Genomic DNA, 20,778 nt, shown 5'->3' with positions numbered 1-20,778 from the left:
AAGTAGTTAATGCAATTTAATTTGAAACTTACAGAAAAAGGAGCGATATATGTGACTTCACAACAACCTGTGGATATTCACGGAAAACCTTATAACCGGTCGTTACTAGTCGGCGTTTTACTAATCGGAACATTTTGTACGATTTTAAACCAAACACTTTTAACGACGGCCTTACCTACATTAATGAAAGAATTTGATATCTCAGCTTCAAGTGTACAGTGGCTAACCACTGGATTCCTACTTGTGAACGGCATTATGATTCCCATCAGTGCTTGGTTGATTAACAAATTTAGTTCAAAAAAATTATACATAACAGCGATGTCAACGTTCTTAATCGGAACCATCATCTGTTTTGTAGCGCAAGACTTCGGCATGTTATTGACTGGACGTCTTGTTCAAGCCGCAGGGGTCGGTGTATCTATGCCTCTTTTACAAACAATTATGCTTTCAATTTTCCCGCCTGAAAAACGTGGCGCTGCCATGGGCACAACGGGAATTGTTATCGGATTAGCACCCGCTTTAGGTCCAACATTATCTGGTTGGATTATTGATTCTTATACATGGCGTGACCTTTTTGGGATGGTCATTCCAATTGTTGTTTTAGTCCTAATTTTGGCTTCATTCTTAATGAAAAATGTCATCCAATTATCTAATCCAAGTATCGATGTCTTATCGGTCATTCTTTCTACTCTCGGCTTTGGTAGCTTACTTTACGGCTTCTCAAGCGTTGGTGATAAAGGTTGGGGTAGCCCGCAAGTCTATGGATTCTTAATTGTTGGTGCGATTGTTTTATGTCTTTTTACATATCGACAATTGCATTTAGAACAACCTTTCTTAGAACTACGCGTTTTTAAATCAAAAGTCTTTACTGTTGCAGCCATTTTATCTGGCGTAACCAACATGGCAATGATTGGCGCCGAAATGGTTTTACCTTTGTATATCCAAAATATTCGTGGTGAATCTGCCTTCCATTCAGGGTTAATGCTTTTACCAGGAGCGTTAGTCATGGGACTTATGATGCCAGTAACTGGTCGCATTTTTGATAAAATTGGTGCCCGTCGTCTTGCGATTACCGGGATGTTTATTTTAACAGCTGCAACGTTACCGTTTGCTTTCTTAACAAAAGCAACACCTATTATTTATATCATTGTCCTATATGCGATTCGGATGTTTGGTATTTCGATGGTCATGATGCCTGTGACAACTTCTGGCATGAATGCTTTACCAATGAATTTATTAAGTCACGGAACTGCTGTAAACAACACCTTCCGACAAGTAGCCAGCTCAATTGGAACAGCTGTTTTGATTAGTGTTTTAACAAATGTTACCAAAGACGGCTTACCTGCATCAGACTTATTAAAAACAGCCCCACTCGCTTATCGCGACCAAGCAACAAACGCAACATTAAACGGCTATCACGCAGCCTTCTTCGTGGCAACAATCTTTGGCGTTCTCGGCTTGGCGATTACTTTCTTCTTAAATAAAAAAGAAGCGATGCCGGTTAAGGAAGTAGGTGCAATGAAATAATGATTATTTTTCTTTTAATCCTTTGCGTGTTAGGCTTTGCCTACACAAATGTATTTGGCCGAAAAGTCTGGCATAAATTCTGTATGGTTATTTTTGGTTTAGGCTTCTTAGCTTCGTTAAGTCTTATCGTTTTAAACGATAAAGATCATTTTGGTATGACCGAAGTTACTCAGGACAAAACGTTTGAACTAAAAAGCAGTAGGTCAAGCAAAGATGGCCCCAACATGTTATTGTACCAGCCGTTGGGCGATGGTTCCGAAAAAGTTTATTTATATAACACACCAGATAAAAAGAAACTACAAAAAACAGGAACGGAAAACGTCACAAACACAGTTCAAAAAGATGCTCAAAAAGCTACATTAGTCCAAAAAACGACGAAATGGTCCTATCAAGAGTCTTGGGCCAAAACACTATTTGGCCTTGCTGACAACGATAACCAATTTGCAAAACAAGAAAACACCTTCAACGTTGCTAGTGACTGGCTAGTTTTAAGTGCTGATCAAGCCAAAAAATTAGGCGAATATATGGAACAACATGCAGCTGATATCAAAAAAGAAGGGACTGAAACAGTTGGCAAAAAAATGATGGCCGCTATGATGGCGAATCCATCAATGTCCCAAGAAGAACAAGCGAAACTCACCGAACAATATACCAAAGAGTTTCAACAAGAATTGATTCAGAAAATTCTTAGTGACATGAAATAAAAAAGCGAGCTTGATAGGATCATCAAACAAGATGTGACTACCAAGCTCTTCTTTTTAATTATAAATCGCTTTAATCGGATCCATCCTCGAGGCACCAATTGCTGGAATAATCCCGAAAAAGATACCTGTGAAGACCGAAACCAATGTTGAAATGGCAAAGATGGACGGCGTAATAATTGGCGTAATCGAAATATACCCACCGACCACAGTTGCCAATAAGTAGCCGCAGCCGACACCAATCAAACCACCAATCAATGTGATAAACGCTGCTTCCATTAAAAATTGGAATAAAATGACTCGTGGTTTAGCACCAATGGCCCGACGAATCCCGATTTCTCGTTTCCGTTCCGTGACAGACACGTACATGATGTTCATGACGCCAATTCCCCCGACTAATAGGGAGATTGCAGTAATTGCCATCAGAAACATTGTCATACCCGTGACCATTTCTTCCATTTGTTGTTGGAGTTGTTGGTCTTGGTCATTTTCTTTAAACGTTCCTTTCACTTCAGGATGATTTTCACTTAAAATGGTGATTGCCTGTCCTAAAATTGCTTCACGGTCCGCTCCCTCACGAACCTTAATATTGATGCCACTAATTGCTTTTGTTTTCGCTAATTTATTGTATGATTCTCGAGAAACAAAACTGCTCATAGCAGTTGCCCAATCATCGTTCATACCCAAACTATCTAAATCTTTTGGTGCTAAAATACCAATCACCTTGTACATATAACCACCAATTGAAACAGCTTTTCCAATGAGTTGGCTAGGATCATCAAGCCGAATTTGCGCTTCAAAGATATCATGATTTAAGACAATCGCATCTGTATTTGCATCGCTCGGTTGAAAATCACGACCATATAAAATATCATTCTGCCCTTTAGTCGACGTAATGGATAAATTCGCTTGCGCCCCAAAATAATCCATTGGTACAAACAAATTGTCTCCGCCCCCCATCATTGATTCACCATATTGAGGATAAATACTTTCAATTCCTTGAATGTCTTGTAATTTTTTCAAGTCCACTCGGCTAAACGTATAATCTGGCTCTTCATAGGACATAAAATTGTCACTGCTACCATCCGACATTGTATAATGAATCTTCAAAACATCCGCGTTCACTGCACTGGATGCCTTCACAACTTGACGCTTCATCCCTTCACCTAGCGCAGAAATCGTTACGACTGATGTAATCCCAATAATAATCCCGACCATCGTTAAAAATACCCGCAACTTATGTGCCTTTAAGCTTAAAAAAGTACTAACAAATAAATTAGCAATCATCTAATCACCTCTTCTTCCAAAAAGCGACCATCTTTCATATGAATCACTCGTGAGGCATATTTTTTCATATCTTCATCATGTGTCACCATGACAATTGTTTTGCCCTGTTCATTCAATTCTTTCAATAATTCCATAATTTCTGTACCCGTTTCACTATCCAATGCCCCAGTCGGTTCATCAGCCATAATCAATAATGGATCATTCACCAAGGAACGAGCAATGGCTACTCTTTGTTGCTGTCCTCCAGAAAGTTCAGTAACTTTTGATTTGGCTTTTGTTTCCAAACCGACAATTTTTAGGTATTTTTCAGCAATCGCTTTTTTCTCAGCGCGGCTTTTTTTTCCTTCATAAACACAGGGCAATTGAACATTTTGACTAACATTTAAAGAATTAATCAAGAAAAATTGTTGAAAAATAAACCCTAGATATTCATTGCGAAAGGCTGATTTTTTATTTTCAGACAATTTTGAAACATCTGTTCCTGAGAAATGATAGCTTCCGTCTGTTAAGCGATCCAAGAAACCAATAATGTTCATCAGCGTTGTCTTACCGCTACCGGACTTCCCCATGATTAAAATGAACTCTCCTTGATGGATGGTCAAGTTCAATTCTTTTAAAACATGTAGTTTTTCCTTACCTACTGGATAGAACTTGTTAATGTCCCGCAATTCAATGAGGGGTTGATTTGTATTGTTTGCTTCCACCATCAAGCCCTCCTATTTCGACGCATCTGTCATTGATTCGTTGGTTGCTGATTCATCAGAAGCAATCGCTGCATCTGATTCAACAATATCACCGACTTTTACTGGTTTTTTTGAAGAAATAACCACTCGGTCGGCTGATTCTAAGCCAGATTCAATCGCCATTTTGTCGCCATTTTCTTGCCCGACTTGGACATCACGACGAATGATGGTTCCAAAATCATTCACTAAAACGTAGGCCTGTTCACCCTCTTTTTGAATCGCTTTTTTCGGTAACTCAATCGCCCCTAAATCGCCTAAATCAATGGTTGCTTGCATATGGTAACCATTTTTGACTTTGTCTAAATTGGCCAACGCAATTTTGACGCTATAACTAGACATCGTCGTGCCGCCCTCTGGATTGCCACTCGCGGCATCGCTGTTGCCTTCAGGAGGATTATCATCGATGTAAGAAATTGAGCCATCCACAACCACATTGTTGGAAACAGAAGTTAGTTTAGCTTTTTGCCCAACACTAATTTTAGTCAAATCCTTTTCATTCACTTTCCCAGCTAAATAGAGATCTTCTGAAGTTAACCGTAAAATCGGTGAATTGGCGTCTTTTACTTCTGGAATTGATACGCGACCTTTGAAATTAGCTTTTGTGGAAATATATTGCTTCGCTCCTAAATCCGCTAAGGTTTCATTGGTGAAGGTGATCTCTTCATCTACCGCATCGACTTCTGTTTGATATTGTTCATTTAAATCATCCCCAGACATCGTGCGGTCTTCTTCTTTAGTTTTATTAAATTTATCAATGGCCCGATTCCACTTATTATAGATATTCGCCCGCTTCGTTTCTAATTTGGCTAAGCTATTTTGTTGTGCCTCAATTTCTTTTGTGACCGCCTCATCTTCATAAGTAAATAATTCTGTGCCTGCATCTACGACATCGCCGTTTTTCACCTTAATCTCTGGATCCTTTGTTATTTTTTGATCGCGCGCAAAGGCTTCCATTTGTTCCGGTTGGATGACACCGTTAATATAAATTTGTTGCAAGTCAGGAACGTCAAAATAGTCAATTCCCCAGTCATCTTTAGGCGCTTGCTTGACAGCTACTTGTTGTGCATTTTTATTTAACGCATTCACAGTTACGATGCCCCCAACCGCAATTACCGCAACTGCCCCCAATATAATTATCGTTTTCTTCTTCATTTTCTTCGTTTCATCTCCTCATTCTGTCTATTTTCCCCAACAAACTAAATTGCTCGGTCGTTCACTTATAACTATTTAACCATGCTTGAATTCAAGAAACAAGGGCATTTCTCTAGGCCTTTAGTCTGATTTATTTCATTTTTGTTCATTTTTTTATTTATTTCACGACAATAAACAACCATTGTTGGGTCTTTGTATTTCAACAATCTAAAAAGGTTATTTTTATGTTATTTATAACTAAACTATACGCAATCGAGATTTTTTGCTTCTTTTTTTATTTAAGGTACACTAGAAGAAACAATTGAAAGTGAGGGCTTGCCATGAAAATCATTATTTTTGGCGGTAGCGGTTTTTTAGGTCAACAAATCGCGAAAATTTTAGTCCAACGCCAACATCAAGTCATCAGTGTTTCACGTCATGGAAAGCCTGCCACGCTCTCCGCATCTTGGAGCCACCAAGTGCAGTGGGTATGCTCCGATGTTACTCGTGACACGAATTGGCAAGAACAAGTCCAGCGTGCTGACTGGGTCATTGATACAGTAGGTATTTTATTTGAAAATCCACGAAAAAAGAAAACCTATCAACGGCTAATTCTGACGCCAGTGAAAAAAATCAGCTCTTTTTTAGCACAACAAAAAAAGCCAGCTAAGTTTTTATTTATTTCAGCCAATACTGTTCCTTTCCCTTTGAGAAAATATATGGATGCCAAATTGGCAGCGGAGGAACTAATCCACCAAGAAGTCGCCGAAGCAGTGATTTTTTATCCTAGTTTACTTGTAGGTCAAGAACGTACCGGCACCATACTTTTTAGTAAATGTATTTATTTTTTTAAGAAAATTCCCTTTTTAAAGAACTTATTTATTGGCTATGATCCTGTGCCTGTGGCAGAAATGGCACAAGAAATTGTTCACGTTTTAGAAGGCGGCAATTCTATTTACACACACAGAAGGACCCGTTAACAAGTTATCTCCCAATCGTCTCTGTCTAGAGGCGGTTTTTTTGTGTTACAATACAACTGTTCGAAGGAGAGAAGAAGCATGAAAAAAATTGCCATTATTGGCGGCGGCATTATCGGAATGACGTTAGCTAATTATTTAGATCCACAAAAATTTGACATTACCGTTTATGATGAAGGGCTCGGCCAAGCGACTAAAGCGAGCGCCGGGATTATTTCCCCTTGGCTATCCAAACGTCGGAATAAGAAATGGTACCAATTAGCGCGAGAGGGCGCTGCCCTATTTCCAAAGCTAGTCAAAGATTTTCAGCTGACGGAGGATATTTATCGTCAATCAGGGACAGTCATTTTGCGTCCGGCAGCTGCTTTGGCAGACTTAGCCCATTTGGCAGAAGAGCGTAAGCAAACTGCACCTGAAATTGGAGAAATCACGATGTTGTCAGCGGTTCAAACAGCGAAGTTCTTACCGCTACTTAAGGAAACTCCCTCACTTTTTATTTCTGGCGGCGGTCGCCTAGATGGACCAGCTTATCTAAACCATCTTCAGAAACGCGCCGAAGCTAAAGGGGTCACTTTTTGCTCACAACGGGCGCACTTTCGACAACTGAATCAAGGGTGGGAAATTGTCACAAATTCAGAAAAAAAGAGCGTTGATTTTCTCGCTTTAACACCTGGTCCTCATTTAAAGGAATTACTCGCTACTTTAAATTTATCTGTGGACATTCGTCCCCAAAAAGGACAATTATTAGTTTTCGAGACCCCTTTTACAAACAGTCAGCAATGGCCTGTTGCTATGTTAGATGGCGAAGCCGATTTAATTCCTTTTAATCAAGGGAAAATTTTATTAGGTGCCACCCACGAAAATGAACAAGCCTGGGATTTAGAAGAGACTGTTAGCGCTTTTCAACAACTAACTTCTGGGACTGCGCCATTTCTAAAAGAAGCAGATCAGCTTTTTAAGCAACCCATGCATTACCGTGTCGGTACACGTGCTTATACATCTGATTTCGCTCCGTTTTTTGGCCCTTTGCCAGAAATGCCCCACCTTGTGGTTGCTAGCGGACTTGGTTCATCAGGACTCACTACTGGCCCATTCATTGGTTACCAATTAGCTGAATACTTCAATACAGGTGCCTTCAAAGGAGAGCTTTATCAAAAACCACTTAGTCAATATGTTAAAAACAACCCCTCACTTTAATCAGCGAGCGGTTGTTTTTTTCCTTTAAATTAAGAAATGTGAAGTATCTTGGTAGAAGGATTTTGTTATTATGCTACTTGTGGTCGCGCATAGCGTTCTACGTTTTGTTTAATATTTTTAACCGTTTCTGGATCTTCAATGCCCGTTACTTCAGCGATCACTGTATCAACGCTTTCTTGGTCAAGCATTTTCTGTAATTGACGGCTTTGTTCATCTTCTGGATCATGATAATTAAAGACAATACCAATCATTGCTAATAAATGCGGCGACACTAGATTGCGTTCCTGTAATTCACGGATTGGTCGAATAAACCGTTCTTGCGCACCTAATTTTCTGATTGGTGTCCGTGCTACACGTGTAATAGCATCTGAAATATATTTATTTTGGAAACGTTGAATAATTTTTTCAATATAGGCTGCATGTTCTTGTTCATCAAAATTCCATTTAGCCACTAAAAGTTTACCAGTTTCCTGCAAAACTGATTTGAGTTGTGCTACCACTAAGGCGTCCTGCATCGCTTCGTCAATGGTTTGATAGCCTAACAACGCCCCTGTATAGGCAACTGTAGCATGGCCAGTGTTTACACTAAATAATTTTCGTTCAATATACGGCTCTAAATCAGCAACGTAATGAACGCCTTCTAACTGAATCTCTTTGGCTTTTCGGTTGGTATCATCAATGACCCATTCACAAAAAGGCTCAACTTGAACAAAAAGTGGATCTTCATGTTTTTGTAATGGAACAATCCGATCAACTGCCGCATCAGGAAAACCAATCCATTGTACAGCATAAGCTGGATTTTTCAAATATTTGGCCACTTCTTCTGCTAAAAAGGTTGAACCACCAATCATATTTTCACAAGCGATAATATCCAGCGGCTTTTGGCAATTTGCTTCGGCACGTGCATCAATTCCTTGGGCAATTAATTCAGCAATTCTTGGTAAAATATTAGGACCAATCGCCGTCGTGACTAAATCGGCTTCCGCAATTGCTTCTACTACTTTTTCTGGTTCTGTCATGTTATTTAACCCAGTCACATTTTCAACGTTAATTTGTTGATGTGAGGCATCGGCCAATTCAATTGTATAACTTTTACGTTCTTTTAACGCTTGAATGATGGTTTCATTAACATCCACAAACGTAATATGAAACCCGTTTTTAGCTAAAATTTCGCCGATAAAGCCGCGTCCAATATTTCCTGCTCCAAAATGTACTGCGTTCATTCTTATTCTCTCCTTTAAGCAATGCCTTTAAGCAATGGCTAAATTTTCTGTTATTTCTTCTTTACTTAATGCATCGGCAAGTTGCACCACGTTATCCATATCACTACAATAAAGTGCAATTTGTTGGACTAATTGCAAATGTTCTTCACCGACTCCGGCAATCCCAAATAATACGGTAGCAATTTTTTCATCTTCTTCGGTGCCAAAATTAACGCCCTCTGGGACTTGCACTACACAGATTCCTGATTTTTTCACTAATTTTTTGGCTTCTTCTGTTCCATGAGGAATGGCAATAAAATTCCCCATATAAACAGATAGCAATTGGTCTCTTTCAATCATTGCTTCGATATAAGCGGGCTCAACACAGCCTGCCTCGACTAGTTTTTCGCCGCAAAAGCGAATAGCTTCTTCTTTTGTATTAAACTGTTGATTTAATTCAATTGAAATATTCGTAAGATTTTCCATTGTTTTCTTCCTCTCTAGGCACTTTCTTTTAAGAGCGAAACCACTGTTTCATATTTTTGGGGATTAACCATACTTTTTACTGATAAGTGTGTCGCTTTCGGTGCTTTTTTACGGGCTTGTTCCGTTAGTTCAGCTTTGGTGACAATTAAAGCCTGTGTTTGTTGAGTTAATTCATTAATATTAATTTTTCGAATCGGCATTGAAATTTTCTCTTTATCTAAAATTTCTTCTAAGACTTTCATTCCCATCGTTGCTGACCCGACACGATCATCGTGAACCAAAAGAATCTCATTGACATTTGCTAAATCTCCCTCAATTTCAGAAGCAGGTGTTGCTTTGGAGGCTGTTGGTTGTGCGTCGTTTTTTTCTTTGGTACCTGATAGTTCAGCCACAATTTCATCATAACGTGGTGAGTTCAAGAAGTTTTCAACTGCTACAAAGGTTGCATTAGGTGCTTTCTGTTTGGCCCGTTCTTGCAATTCCGCTTGTGTGACAATCAATGTATTTCCCTCATCGGTCAAATTATTAATGGCCCGATTCGTCACAGTTTGTACTAAACCAGCCTCTTGGACCTTTTTCCGTAAGATAGACGCCCCCATTGCACTAGAGCCCATCCCAGCATCACAAGCAAAAATAATTTGTTGAATTCCTGACAATGAAGCACTACCATTTGCGACAGTTAATCCTTTTGATGCTGCTTTAGCAGCTTGGGTTTCTTTCACTTTTTGGGCAAATTCATCACTTTCTTCTTTCGCATCTGCTTTTAAAATGACTGCGGATACTGCAAAGGAAACAGCAGTTGCTGCCAAAACACCTAAAATAACTGGTAAGTAAGAACCCATTGGTGTCATCGCTAAAATAGCTATAATGGAGCCTGGTGAAGCGGGCGCACGTAAACCAGCATCTAACGTTTGGAAAACCAAACTACCTGTCGCACCACCTGCAATAACCGATAAGAATAATAACGGTTTCATCATTACATATGGGAAGTAAATTTCGTGGATACCACCAAGGAAATGAATAATTATTGCTCCCGGCGCAGAAGATTTTGCCGCACCTTTTCCAAAAAACATAAATGCTAATAAGACACCTAACCCAGGACCAGGGTTTGCTTCTAATAGGAAAAGAATTGATTTGCCAGCCGATAAGACTTGTTCTGTCCCTAAGGGTGTTAAAATGCCATGATTAATCGCATTGTTTAAAAAAAGCACTTTTGCCGGTTCAATAAAAATACTCGTTAATGGAATCAAATGAGCATTTAAAATGATTTCCACACCACGTGCCATTGCAGCAGTCAGAGCATCGACAATTGGGCCAATCGCTGAAAAACCAAGTAAAGCTAACGCAAAACCAATTAATCCAGCTGAAAAATTGTTTACTAACATTTCAAAACCAGCTTTAATCCGATGTTGGAAATACTGATCAAATTTCTTAATTGTAAAGCCACCAAGTGGACCCATAATCATGGCACCTAGCATCATCGGAATATCGGTTCCCACAATCACGCCCATTGTCGCAATTGCGCCAACTACGGCACCGCGATCACCTGCAATTACTTTCCCACCAGTGTAGCCAATTAATAATGGAATTAAATAGGTCAACATTGGGCCAACCATCGTGGCAAAGGCTTTATTTGGCAGATATCCATCTGGGATAAATAGCGCTGTCAAAACGCCCCACGCAATCAACGCCCCGATATTGGGCATCACCATGCTAGATAAGGTACTGCCAAGTCTTTGGACTTTTGCTTTAATTGATACTTTATTTTTTTCTGGTACTTGTTCCATTTTTATTCCCCTTCTCTCAAGTAACTTTTCTTGTTGACTAAATTGTATCCGCTTTCCGAATCTGGAAAAAGTCGTACTTTGGCACAAACCATTGTGCCAAAAGTTGAAAGAAAAAAGCACGTGTTCTCTAGTTACGAAAACCAGAAAACACGTGCTTATTCCATTTCTAATAATTTCAATAATAAATTAACAACTTTTTATGCTATACTCAAATTGGCGACTTGCCTCGAAAGGAGGTGCATCACATGTACGAGATTGTCACAAAAATTCTTGTGCCGATTTTTGTCGGGATTGTCCTGAAACTTGTAACCATTTGGTTGGAAAAACAGAACGAGGAATAAACAAGTTGCTTCCAACCGCTGCTGTCTAAACAGCAAAAAAAGACACCCTACCGCAATAGGGTGTCTTTTTAGTGCATCCATGCACGACTTTGTCACAAGTTACTTTAAATTTATCATAGGTCCTATTTTTTGTCAAGGAATCTTCTTATCTTTTTTGTTTAACCTCTTAAATTAAAATATTTTATTTTTTAATATAGAATTATTTCAATAATTTTTGAACATTTCAGATTGAATTGCTTTTTTTTCAGACGTAACTTTAGGCTTGAGCCAGAATTTTTTGCGCTTCATCTATTGTTTGACAATCACTGAGCCGCTGAATGTTTTCGAGATCTGAACAGAAAAAAGCTAATTCTTGAAGCATGCTTAATTGCTGTTGACTTTTTAGAGCAACAACAAATAACAAGGTGGCTATTTTTCGATCTGCTTCCGTACCAAAGTTGACCCCATCAGGCACTTGAATAAAGCAAATCCCTTCTTTTAAAACTTGTTCATCTTGTCCTTCCGCATGAGGCAATGCCACGAAGTTACCGATATACACGCTGACTTTTTGTTGACGTTGATACATTGCTTTGACATAGTCAGGCGTGACCAACTGATTTTTTAGCAGTAATTCACCAGAAGCTGCAAGTGCTTCCTCCCAACTAGCATACGATTGATTCAACATTATTTGCTCCGCTGTAATTTCAAACATCTCTCAACACCTAGCCTTTCATTTCTTCAATTAATAATGACGAAAGCAACTGATAAACAATGGCTTCATTTCCTGAATGAAAAATTTCTGTATTTAAATCATTCATAATAATCGCACCACTGATTTTTCCTAAAATTTTCCCGATTGTTTCATCAATCGGCATCGGCGCTAGCATGAGTAACATACGTTGTAACTGCATCGGCTTTTTATCCATACCTTCAATCATAAGTGGCTGGGCCAGATTAAAAATACAAAAAACAGGCTGTGTCACTGCTGTACTTGAGGTATGGAATAAGGCCATTTCCGTCTGAGGAATCCCAATAGGCGCTTGCTCGTAACGTTTCATCAATTGCTGACAAACGATTGCACTATCGGTGATTAAATCTGCGGAAAGTTGCGCGAGGGCTTGTTGAACGGTTTCTGCCAAATCCGCTTGATTATTTAAATCTGCTATGAAAAATGTTTCTAATAGTTTACTAATTTCTTCCATGAAAGCGACCACTGTTTCGTAGCTTTCTTCGCCACCTGTTTTTTTCACAGGTGCTTTCCTAAGCGAGCGTTTTTCGTGACTAATCCGCTTAAACTCTTCTTTCAATTGGCGGATTTCATCGTCTAAAAGTAACGGTGAGATCAATTTATATTTGCCATTGTATCCTGGTAATAACGAAGTGGAAATCACTAAGTCATAGTTTTCCTCAACATTCACCTTACCTAAATCCGCAATCCGAAAAAAATGAATCTGGTTGATAAAAGGAAAGTAGCGCCGTAATCGCATTTCCAACATACTTGTCGAAGCCAAACCGCTAGGAGAAAAACCAGCAATATCAACTTCCATAATTTTGGGACTCCGTTCTAAAGAATTAGCAAAATGAAGTACCATGTAGGCAATTTCCTCTTCCGATAGATTCTTTTGCGGAAAAATTTGCGGCAACGCTTGGCGTAAAGCCGCAGCTATTTCTTGATATTGATTCATGATCCGTTCTAAAATGGGATTCGTTAAATCTTCTTCTTGTAAAACCGCCCGAGAAAAAACACCTGATAAATGCGTCAACAACATTTTATACAAATTGGTATCTTCGAAAAAATTAACTTCCGTTTCTTGACTTACTGCTTCAATCAGTTGTTTCAATGCATAAGCCAGCTGAGTGTCAAAATGTTCATCAAAAAAATCTTCATCAAAAGAATTAGAAAAATCACTTAATAAGCTAGCAAAAAAAACAATCTCACTGACAGCGTATAGTTGTTTCGTTTCAGCAGCGACTTTTGAAAAAAGTCGTTTAGAACAATTTAGAAAAGCCTTATTCATCTGCCCAGTATAGGTCTCATCAGCTAAATAAAAACCTGCAGTGACTCGATCCATCGCAATTGTTAACATTAAAATCAAATGTTGTAATTTGCGATCACTTAATGCTGGAAATAAAGTTTCTACTTCTGGCTGAACAATTTTTTGTGCAAATGCTAAATGTTCTGCATGAATAAACTGAAAGAAAAAATGGTCGCTTGTTGTTAATTCGGTAAAATGAAAAAATTGGTACTCATTAATTTCCATACTTAGAATATTCGCCATTAGAAGACGGCGATATTTTTCAGAACCAGTCACTTCATAACCTTGATTCCGAGAAATCGTCAACGGAATCCGAGCAATCCGTGTTTCTAATTGTTTAATATCGGCATAAAAAGTCGTATTACTAATACAATACGTTTCCAGAAAATAATGCATAGAGACTGGTTCTTTTGTTTGCAGTAATGTCAATAAAATCGCATGTTGCCGCGCCAAAGTAGAAAGTTCCTGTGTCTCTTCTCCTAAAATAGCAGCCTGAATTTCCGTCATCGCTGCTTCATCTGCTTGAATCGAAAAGCGCCCACGAGCTACTTTTTCCAATGTCGCGCCCATCGATGCTAGCGAGGTTTCTAAATTTTCTAATTCACGATATACCGTCCGGCGGCTAACCTTTAACAAATTCATCATGCGGTTTACTGAAACAGGGGTAGGACTATTCACTAATTCCGTTAATAGAACAGTTTCTCTTGTCGTTAAAAACATCTATCAGCTCCTCCTTCCAGCCATTCTTGATACTCTTTCTTATTCAAAAAACTAGTAACTACGTATAAATTTTGTTGCGTTAGATCTAAATGATAGGCTTGCGCCAGTTCACGAGTCACTACGTAGGTTGTCTCCTTGGTAAAAAAGACTGTTTCCAGTGGTTCTTTAGATACTTCAATCGCGACTCCTTGTTTCGCTGCTTGTTGCCGCAATAATTCCATTCCCATTGTTTGCGATCCTCGAACATTCTCGGCATATAAAAAAACAAGCTTCTGTCTTTGTTTGGTCGGGTTCGTTCCAGTAGACTCTGAACCAAGTGAAGATTGCTCTTGAGAAGAAGCAGTCAGTTTGGCTAAAACTTGCGGGGAATAGGATTTAATTTCTAAAAAATTTTGAACACTCACCATATCCTTTTCTGGGACGTACTTTTGTGCTAACTGTTTCAATTCTGCTTGAATGACCACTAATGTCTTAGGCTGCCACTTCATCTGATGAACGGACCGGTAAGTCACAGGTATCTCCAAGTTCACAGCTTTTAATTGTCGGGTTAGCAAACTAGCCCCCATGGCACTTGATCCCATTCCTGCATCACAAACAAATAAAATTTGCTGATAGTTAGGTGTGACTGTTTCCACTTGGTCTTCCTCCTTCTCCTTCATCTTTATCATTGAAACTGGTTCAATTCCTCGTTGACGTTTTAATAACAAGCTTGCTATTGCAAAAGAGCACAGAAAGCTAACAAAAATTCCGCTAAAAACCGCCAGCCTCGCCTCAGTCGGGGCATTGGCTAAAATCGCAACCAATGAACCTGGCGAAGCTGGAGCACTTAGCCCCACATTAAATATTTGAAAAACAAGCGTACCACTCATTCCTCCAGCAATTACTGCTAAAAATAAGCGCGGATCCATCAAAACAAACGGAAAATAAATTTCATGAATACCCCCAATCAATTGAATCATGGTGGCGCCTCCTGCTGTTTTTCGTTGTCCTACAGGACCAAACAGCAGAAAAGCAACCAAAACGCCCACGCCTGGTCCAGGGTTTGTTTCCAATAAAAATAAAATGGACTGACCTGTTTGACTAGCACCTTCTAAACCTAGAGGCGTTAATAAGCCATGGTTAATCGCATTATTAAAAAATAACACTTTTAAGGGTTCTAAGAAAACGTGAACCAATGGCAAAAGATTGGCTTCAATTAACCAAGAAGAAAATTGATACAGCCAAAAACTAGCGCTTTCAACAGCAGGAGCTACAACCAGAATACCAAAACAGCAAAGCAGTCCTCCCACAATTCCTGCCAAAAAGTTTTTAGTCAGCATCTCATAGCCTTCTTTAACTTTCGGTAAGAGAATTTGTTCAATTTTGGCGAAAGTATATCCTGCTAAAGGCCCAATAAACATAGCACCAAACAACTGTGGAACATCTGTGGAAACAATCACGCCCACTGTCGCAATAGCAGCAACGACGCCGCCACGTTGTTCCTCGAACATTTTTCCGCCTGTAAAACCAATTAAAATCGGTAAAACAACTCGAATCATTATCGTTTCGACTTCAGAAAGAGCTAGCCGTAGATTCCCGGTCGTATAGCCAGCCACCAAAGACAATAAGCTCCACGCAATAAAAATACTCAAATTTGGCATAATCATCCCACTCAAACGATGACCAAAACGACGTAAATAGGGAGTTACTTTCACAAACTTATGTTTAAAAAAGAGCGAATGCATTTCTTTTTCCTTCATATTCCTTGTCCCTCGCTCTCTATGTAGATAATTAGAATACTTCTATTATATGAAATTTCACAAAAAAATAGTATAGATTTTTGTAAAATAATTCTTTTATACACCTCACAAGAGAATCCGTTTACATTAATAGAAAAAACTTTTATACTAAAAGAAAGAAACTCTTCGGATTGGAGGCCAATTATGGCAATCAAAGCAATTGTAATGGATATTGATGGCACCTTGTTAACTTCAGAAAAAAAGATTTCACCAAAAACGCGACAAGCACTAGTAGCTGCACAAAAACAAGGCCTCTCACTGATTTTGGCTTCTGGCCGCCCGACTAACGGTATGCGGCCCTTAGCAGATGAATTGGAGATGGCTCATTATAATGGACACTTACTTTCCTATAACGGCGCTTGTGTCACCCATCATGGCAGTCAGCAACAACTATTTAATCAGACAATTTCAAAGTCATTGAGTCAACAAATTTTAGAGCATTTGAAACAATTTGACGTAATTCCAATGATTAATGATGAAACATTTATGTATGTCAATGATGTTTTTCATAACACCTTACATTTAGAGACTGGTGATTTTAATATTATTGAATATGAATCACGGGGCGGCAACTTTCAATTATGTGAGTGGCATGATTTAGCCGCCAGACTAAACTTTCCCTTGAACAAAATTTTAATTGCTGGTGAACCCACCTATTTACAAAAATATCATGAGGCCATCTACGCGCCTTTCAAAGAAACCGTCACCGCTGCTTTTTCCGCTCCTTTCTATTTTGAATTTACCGCTAAAAATATTGATAAAGCGCGTTCTTTAGAAAAACTAACCCTACAGTTAGGCATAACTGCTGAAGAAGTAATTGCTTTTGGTGATGGTCTCAACGATTATACAATGTTGGAATGGGCCGGCACGGGGATTGCTATGGAAAACGCCGTTGACGAGCTTAAAAGCATCGCAACGGAAGTCACTTTATCCAACGACAATGACGGCATCGCTGTTGCATTAGCCAACTTTCTTTAAGATCGTTGGTTGATGCAAGCGTACGCCGTCATTTTTTATTGCCTATTCAAATGTCGTGATTTTTTCTGGTGCTAAACGAACAGATTCATAGCCAGTTTCCATCCCCTTACCCACAGATAAAATCATTACTGGGACATAGCGCTCTTGATCTAAACCAAATGTTTCGGCTAATTTTTCCGCTTCAAAACCACCGATTGGATTTGTTTCATATCCGTGAGCTCGTGCCACTAACATAAATTGCATAGCTGCTAAACTCGCATCAATTTTTACGATGTCATTCATTTGTTCTCTGCTTAAACTTTCATAATGGGGAATAATTGCTGCTAATTGTTGGTCCCGCACTTCCTTAGGCATTTTACCACTAGCATAAGCTTGATTGTAAATTTCCTCTCCTCGTTCATGGCAGTTTAGATCACCAAAAATTAAGAGCATTGCAGAAGATGTTTCATTTTGACGCGTATTAAAGCGAATTAAGGGTTTTAATTTTTCTTTGCCTGCTTCACTTTCCACTATGACAAAACGCCATGGCTGCATGTTAACAGAAGAAGGGGCGGTGGTCGCTTCTTGAATCATTGTTAACATTTCTTCATGAGAAATTTTATGGGTTTCATCGTACACCCGAACTGATTTGCGGCCAAAAACAATCTCTGAAAAATCATTCGTTGTATATGTTGTCATTCTATCATACCTCTTTCGTTGTAATGCTTTGATCTAGTTTTGTCAAAAGTTCTTTTAACTGGCGACAGTCGTCCTTTGTAAATGTACTGGGAATAATTTCTGTTACCGTTTGTTGCTTGGCTGTACATTGCTGTAGTTCTTGTTGTGCTTTTTCTGTTAAATGCACTAGCACTTCCCGATTATTTTCTGGATTTCGCTGTCGTGTCACATACTGTTTCTCTTCTAAAATTTTCAAATGGCGAGTGACCGCACCACTATCGATTTTTAAGTGTTCTTGAATCTCCGTTTGAAGACACGGCTGACGTTCTTTTAAAATCATCAGCAACTCATAACGAGTCAAACTCAAGCCAACTTGCTCTTCAAAAACTTTGGTAATTTTTTGATCTAATACCTTTAACTGACATAATAATTGGCTAACTTCCCGTAATGATAACGACATAGTTTCCTCCTTAAAAAGATGACTCGTCAACAATTGACTAGTCAACTATAACTGTTTCTTTCTAAAAATGCAACCTTTTTTACAAGAAAAATAGAACAATTGACAGAGAGAAACTACAGTATTCCCCATCAACTGTTCTATTTTAATCGACCTATTTTTCGGTAACAGGTTCTGCTGATAACCGCTTAATCCCTAAACCAGTAAACGCACTGACCATTGAGAAGACAGGCGATAATAAGCTAAAGAAAACAAATGGTAAGTAAGTCAACGTTGGTACGCCAAAGGTCCCCGCTACGAAGCTACCTGCAATCCCCCAAGGAATGAGGTAGTTAATAACCGTCCCGCCATCCTCCAAGGTTCTGCCTAAAACAGTCGGATCCAAGCCTTCTTTTTTGTAAACTTCTTTAAAGGCATTCCCTGGTAAAATAACCGATAGGAATTGTTCACCAATAAAAATATTTACGCCAATTCCTGTTAATAACGTTGATAAAATCAATTTCGGTGTACTGCTCATTTTCTGAGAAACAACTTCCATGACCGCAGAAATCAATCCTAATTCCATTAATAAGCCACCTAGAGACAACGTTAGAATAATAAGTGCAACAGTCGGCATCATACTCATAATCCCGCCACGACTTAATAATTGATCAATTTGTGCGTTCCCCGTTTGAGAAACAAACCCATTTTCCAACGTGTTTCCTAATGCCTGCAACGATACTTTCGGATTTTGAATAATAATCATAATTACTGCCACAATAATGTTTAACAAAATCGTGATAATCGCTGGAATTTTGCGCCAGGCACAGATTAACATTAAGGCTAATGGTAACAATGACCAAATTGAAATGGTAAAGTGGTCTTCCAATACTTGAATAACTTGAACTACTTCTGTCAGACTAGTATTCGCGTACGTTTGTCCTAAAATCATAAACAAGATTAAAGAGACGATAAATGCTGGTACAGTCGACCACATCAAGTTTTTTATATGTTTAAACAAATCCGCTTCAACAATCGCTGCGGCTAAGTTTGTTGATTCTGATAAAGGTGACATTTTATCACCAAAAACTGAACCAGAAACAATCGCACCCACAACTAAAGCAGGATTTAACCCTAAGGTACTGCCAATACCGAAAAAGGCAATTCCAATTGTTGACATCACTGTAAAAGCACTACCTACTGCACTGCCGACAATCGCACAGACAATAAAAACTGACGGCACAAACCATTTAACACTAATCATTTTAAAACCAAAAACCATAATCGTTGGAATAATTCCAGCTTGAATCCAAACGGCAATCAATGCCCCCACTAAAATAAAAATAAAAATTGGAATAATCCCTGGCTTCAAGCCATCAACAATCCCTTTATGCATTTGATCAAATGGTACTTTACGAAACATTGCGTAGCCTAAAATCAATGCAATCACAAACAAAATAGTAATATTTGGCGATATCTTTAAGCCAATTACTCCTGTTGCAATAGCTGCCACAATAATTAATAAAACGATACTTGCTTCTCGAACACTCACGGTCTTCTTTTTCTGTTTTTCTTTCATTTCGTTACTCTCCTCTAATCTTTTTTCTGAATACTCTGACATTAAAGGATCTTATGATAACGAATAACCCCTCCACAACTCATTGAAAACGCCTCCTAAAGCTACATAAAAAGAGAGATTCATCCTTAAAGAATAAGGACGAATCTCTCCGCGGTACCACCTTAATTAGAAGCTTACTTGCTTCTCGCTTATGTATTATGTAATTGTTACTACTTATTAGTGTAATTCACAAATAGACTTGATCGATTCGCAGCAACCATCGACTTTCTGAACAAAACATCTATTTCCTACTGGGCTAATAATTTATGAATCTCAATATACCAAGAAGAAACCGACTTGTCAACGAAAATAGTATAAAAAATTTTTTCACACGCCAACAAAAATTACTTTTTCTTTTTGTAAAAATAGAAAGAGGTCGGGACAGCAGCGTTTAACTCCGAGAAATAAGAAGGAATTTCCGAAAATTGTTCTTTAATTTTTAGAGAATTTCGGCTTATTTCCGAAGGAGTTGCTTCTGTTCCCGCCGTTTATCAGTTTTTGAGCGTGGAACAAAAATCCAAAGTGATTTTTGTTCCACACTCCTGTTAATTAGTGGGTTGTGCCACCTTGTAGTTGAATATCTTCTTGCGTTTTTACCGCTGCTTCAATCATATAGAACAAAGATTCTGTGATTGCTTCTAATGACATAGAAGCAAACGTTGGTTTATCAATTGTTTGTTCTGGTAGGAACGGAACATGAATAAATCCGCCACGAATAGTTGGATATTTAGTGTTAATTAAGTGTAGTAAGTGATACATAATATCATTACATACAAAGGTTCCTGCTGTATAAGAAATCGCTGCAGGTAATTGATGGTCATGACAATTTTTTACCATCGCTTTAATCGGTAAATTTGTAAAATAGGCTGTTGCTCCATCTTCAACCAACGGCACATCGCTTGGTTGTTGACCTGCATTATCCGGGATACGCGCTTCCGCTAAATTAATCGCTACTTTTTCAACAGTGACTGTTTGACGGCCGCCTGCTTGTCCAACACAAATCACCATATCTGGTTGATGGGTTTCAATTGCTTCAGCCACTTTTTCACCACTAGTGCCAAAAACAGTTGGCACCTCCACTTTAATAATTTCAGCTCCTGCAATTTCAGCAGGTAATTTTTTGACTGCTTCAAAGGCAGGATTGATTGCTTCTCCTCCAAATGGATCAAAGCCAGTAACGACAACTTTCATTTCGAT

The 20,778-nt window shown here is 38.8% G+C and carries 19 protein-coding genes and 1 other annotated feature; of the genes, 6 read left to right on the top strand and 13 right to left on the bottom strand.

The genetic code is table 11. The annotated features are described in order from the left end of the window. Positions 1-9 precede the first annotated feature (9 nt). Together IGJ41_RS01880 and IGJ41_RS01875 are read left to right on the top strand one after the other, a co-directional pair. Complete coding sequence (locus tag IGJ41_RS01880) at positions 10-1,527, top strand: MDR family MFS transporter (protein WP_002389910.1); 1,518 nt, start codon at positions 10-12, stop codon at positions 1,525-1,527. Continuing rightward, positions 1,527-2,231, top strand: a complete 705-nt coding sequence (locus tag IGJ41_RS01875; protein WP_153854054.1) for a DUF4811 domain-containing protein — start codon at positions 1,527-1,529, stop codon at positions 2,229-2,231. The genes IGJ41_RS01880 and IGJ41_RS01875 overlap by 1 nt, the downstream gene beginning before the upstream one ends. Positions 2,232-2,285: 54 nt before the next feature. Here IGJ41_RS01875 and IGJ41_RS01870 read toward each other — a convergent pair whose 3' ends face one another. Genes IGJ41_RS01870 through IGJ41_RS01860 form a run of 3 tightly spaced genes read right to left on the bottom strand, consistent with a single transcriptional unit; the run spans position 2,286 to position 5,410 of the window. After that, entirely contained in the window at positions 2,286-3,515 is a 1,230-nt protein-coding gene (locus IGJ41_RS01870; RefSeq protein WP_002355288.1) for an ABC transporter permease, read from the bottom strand. Beyond that, positions 3,512-4,222, bottom strand: coding sequence for an ABC transporter ATP-binding protein (locus tag IGJ41_RS01865; RefSeq protein ID WP_002383683.1), 711 nt, complete (start codon positions 4,220-4,222; stop codon positions 3,512-3,514). Before IGJ41_RS01865 ends, IGJ41_RS01870 begins: the two co-directional genes overlap by 4 nt. Positions 4,223-4,231: 9 nt before the next feature. After that, positions 4,232-5,410: an efflux RND transporter periplasmic adaptor subunit gene (locus tag IGJ41_RS01860; RefSeq protein WP_002355284.1), complete on the bottom strand. Its 1,179-nt coding sequence runs from the start codon at positions 5,408-5,410 to the stop codon at positions 4,232-4,234. A gap of 320 nt (positions 5,411-5,730) precedes the next feature. Here IGJ41_RS01860 and IGJ41_RS01855 point away from each other — a divergent pair, with 320 nt between their 5' ends. Together IGJ41_RS01855 and IGJ41_RS01850 are read left to right on the top strand one after the other, a co-directional pair. After that, positions 5,731-6,369 carry an NAD(P)H-binding protein gene (locus IGJ41_RS01855; protein WP_002373205.1) on the top strand — a complete coding sequence of 213 codons (639 nt, stop codon included), beginning with the start codon at positions 5,731-5,733 and terminating at the stop codon, positions 6,367-6,369. A 78-nt stretch (positions 6,370-6,447) separates the two neighbouring features. After that, positions 6,448-7,563, top strand: a complete 1,116-nt coding sequence (locus IGJ41_RS01850; protein WP_002361174.1) for an NAD(P)/FAD-dependent oxidoreductase — start codon at positions 6,448-6,450, stop codon at positions 7,561-7,563. 68 nt (positions 7,564-7,631) lie between these two features. Here IGJ41_RS01850 and IGJ41_RS01845 read toward each other — a convergent pair whose 3' ends face one another. The 3 genes from IGJ41_RS01845 to IGJ41_RS01835 are packed head-to-tail and all read right to left on the bottom strand — an operon-like array spanning position 7,632 to position 11,038. Next, a complete protein-coding gene (locus IGJ41_RS01845) occupies positions 7,632-8,786 on the bottom strand; it encodes a mannitol-1-phosphate 5-dehydrogenase (protein ID WP_438713774.1) in 1,155 nt (384 codons plus the stop codon). 27 nt (positions 8,787-8,813) lie between these two features. Then, entirely contained in the window at positions 8,814-9,251 is a 438-nt protein-coding gene (locus IGJ41_RS01840) for a PTS sugar transporter subunit IIA (RefSeq protein ID WP_002355279.1), read from the bottom strand. A gap of 14 nt (positions 9,252-9,265) precedes the next feature. Next, the gene (locus IGJ41_RS01835; RefSeq protein WP_010715007.1) at positions 9,266-11,038 is read right to left on the bottom strand and encodes a PTS mannitol-specific transporter subunit IIBC; all 1,773 of its coding nucleotides are present in this window, start codon (positions 11,036-11,038) and stop codon (positions 9,266-9,268) included. A gap of 245 nt (positions 11,039-11,283) precedes the next feature. On the opposite strand from IGJ41_RS01835, the gene IGJ41_RS01830 reads away from it, so the two are divergent. Next, complete coding sequence (locus IGJ41_RS01830; protein WP_015543884.1) at positions 11,284-11,379, top strand: type I toxin-antitoxin system Fst family toxin; 96 nt, start codon at positions 11,284-11,286, stop codon at positions 11,377-11,379. 256 nt (positions 11,380-11,635) lie between these two features. Here IGJ41_RS01830 and IGJ41_RS01825 read toward each other — a convergent pair whose 3' ends face one another. Genes IGJ41_RS01825 through IGJ41_RS01815 form a run of 3 tightly spaced genes read right to left on the bottom strand, consistent with a single transcriptional unit; the run spans position 11,636 to position 15,853 of the window. Beyond that, the gene (locus IGJ41_RS01825) at positions 11,636-12,070 is read right to left on the bottom strand and encodes a PTS sugar transporter subunit IIA (RefSeq protein ID WP_010711967.1); all 435 of its coding nucleotides are present in this window, start codon (positions 12,068-12,070) and stop codon (positions 11,636-11,638) included. 10 nt (positions 12,071-12,080) lie between these two features. Further along, complete coding sequence (locus IGJ41_RS01820; protein ID WP_438713771.1) at positions 12,081-14,114, bottom strand: BglG family transcription antiterminator; 2,034 nt, start codon at positions 14,112-14,114, stop codon at positions 12,081-12,083. Next, a complete protein-coding gene (locus tag IGJ41_RS01815; protein ID WP_202524423.1) occupies positions 14,105-15,853 on the bottom strand; it encodes a PTS transporter subunit EIIC in 1,749 nt (582 codons plus the stop codon). Before IGJ41_RS01815 ends, IGJ41_RS01820 begins: the two co-directional genes overlap by 10 nt. Before the next feature lie 183 nt (positions 15,854-16,036). Between IGJ41_RS01815 and IGJ41_RS01810 the strand changes: the two genes are divergently transcribed. Further along, positions 16,037-16,870 carry a Cof-type HAD-IIB family hydrolase gene (locus tag IGJ41_RS01810; RefSeq protein WP_101731663.1) on the top strand — a complete coding sequence of 278 codons (834 nt, stop codon included), beginning with the start codon at positions 16,037-16,039 and terminating at the stop codon, positions 16,868-16,870. Between the two features lie 42 nt (positions 16,871-16,912). On the opposite strand, the gene IGJ41_RS01805 is transcribed toward IGJ41_RS01810, so the two are convergent. From IGJ41_RS01805 to pcp, 4 genes are all read right to left on the bottom strand, one after another. After that, positions 16,913-17,548 carry a nitroreductase family protein gene (locus tag IGJ41_RS01805; RefSeq protein WP_438713768.1) on the bottom strand — a complete coding sequence of 212 codons (636 nt, stop codon included), beginning with the start codon at positions 17,546-17,548 and terminating at the stop codon, positions 16,913-16,915. A gap of 4 nt (positions 17,549-17,552) precedes the next feature. Then, positions 17,553-17,987 carry a MarR family winged helix-turn-helix transcriptional regulator gene (locus IGJ41_RS01800; protein WP_002362972.1) on the bottom strand — a complete coding sequence of 145 codons (435 nt, stop codon included), beginning with the start codon at positions 17,985-17,987 and terminating at the stop codon, positions 17,553-17,555. A gap of 151 nt (positions 17,988-18,138) precedes the next feature. Next, on the bottom strand, positions 18,139-19,584 hold the full coding sequence (gene nhaC, locus IGJ41_RS01795; protein ID WP_002383673.1) for a Na+/H+ antiporter NhaC: 1,446 nt from the start codon (positions 19,582-19,584) through the stop codon (positions 18,139-18,141). An 89-nt stretch (positions 19,585-19,673) separates the two neighbouring features. Further along, positions 19,674-19,849, bottom strand: a binding site (T-box leader). 281 nt (positions 19,850-20,130) lie between these two features. Further along, positions 20,131-20,772: a pyroglutamyl-peptidase I gene (pcp, locus tag IGJ41_RS01790; protein WP_153854057.1), complete on the bottom strand. Its 642-nt coding sequence runs from the start codon at positions 20,770-20,772 to the stop codon at positions 20,131-20,133. Positions 20,773-20,778 lie beyond the last annotated feature (6 nt).

The sequence above is a fragment of the Enterococcus sp. DIV1537a genome (assembly GCF_051712085.1).
In the GTDB taxonomy this organism is placed as follows: domain Bacteria; phylum Bacillota; class Bacilli; order Lactobacillales; family Enterococcaceae; genus Enterococcus; species Enterococcus faecalis.
The sequence above is the reverse complement of the archived record's forward strand: the minus strand, read 5'-3'. Positions and strand labels throughout refer to the sequence as shown.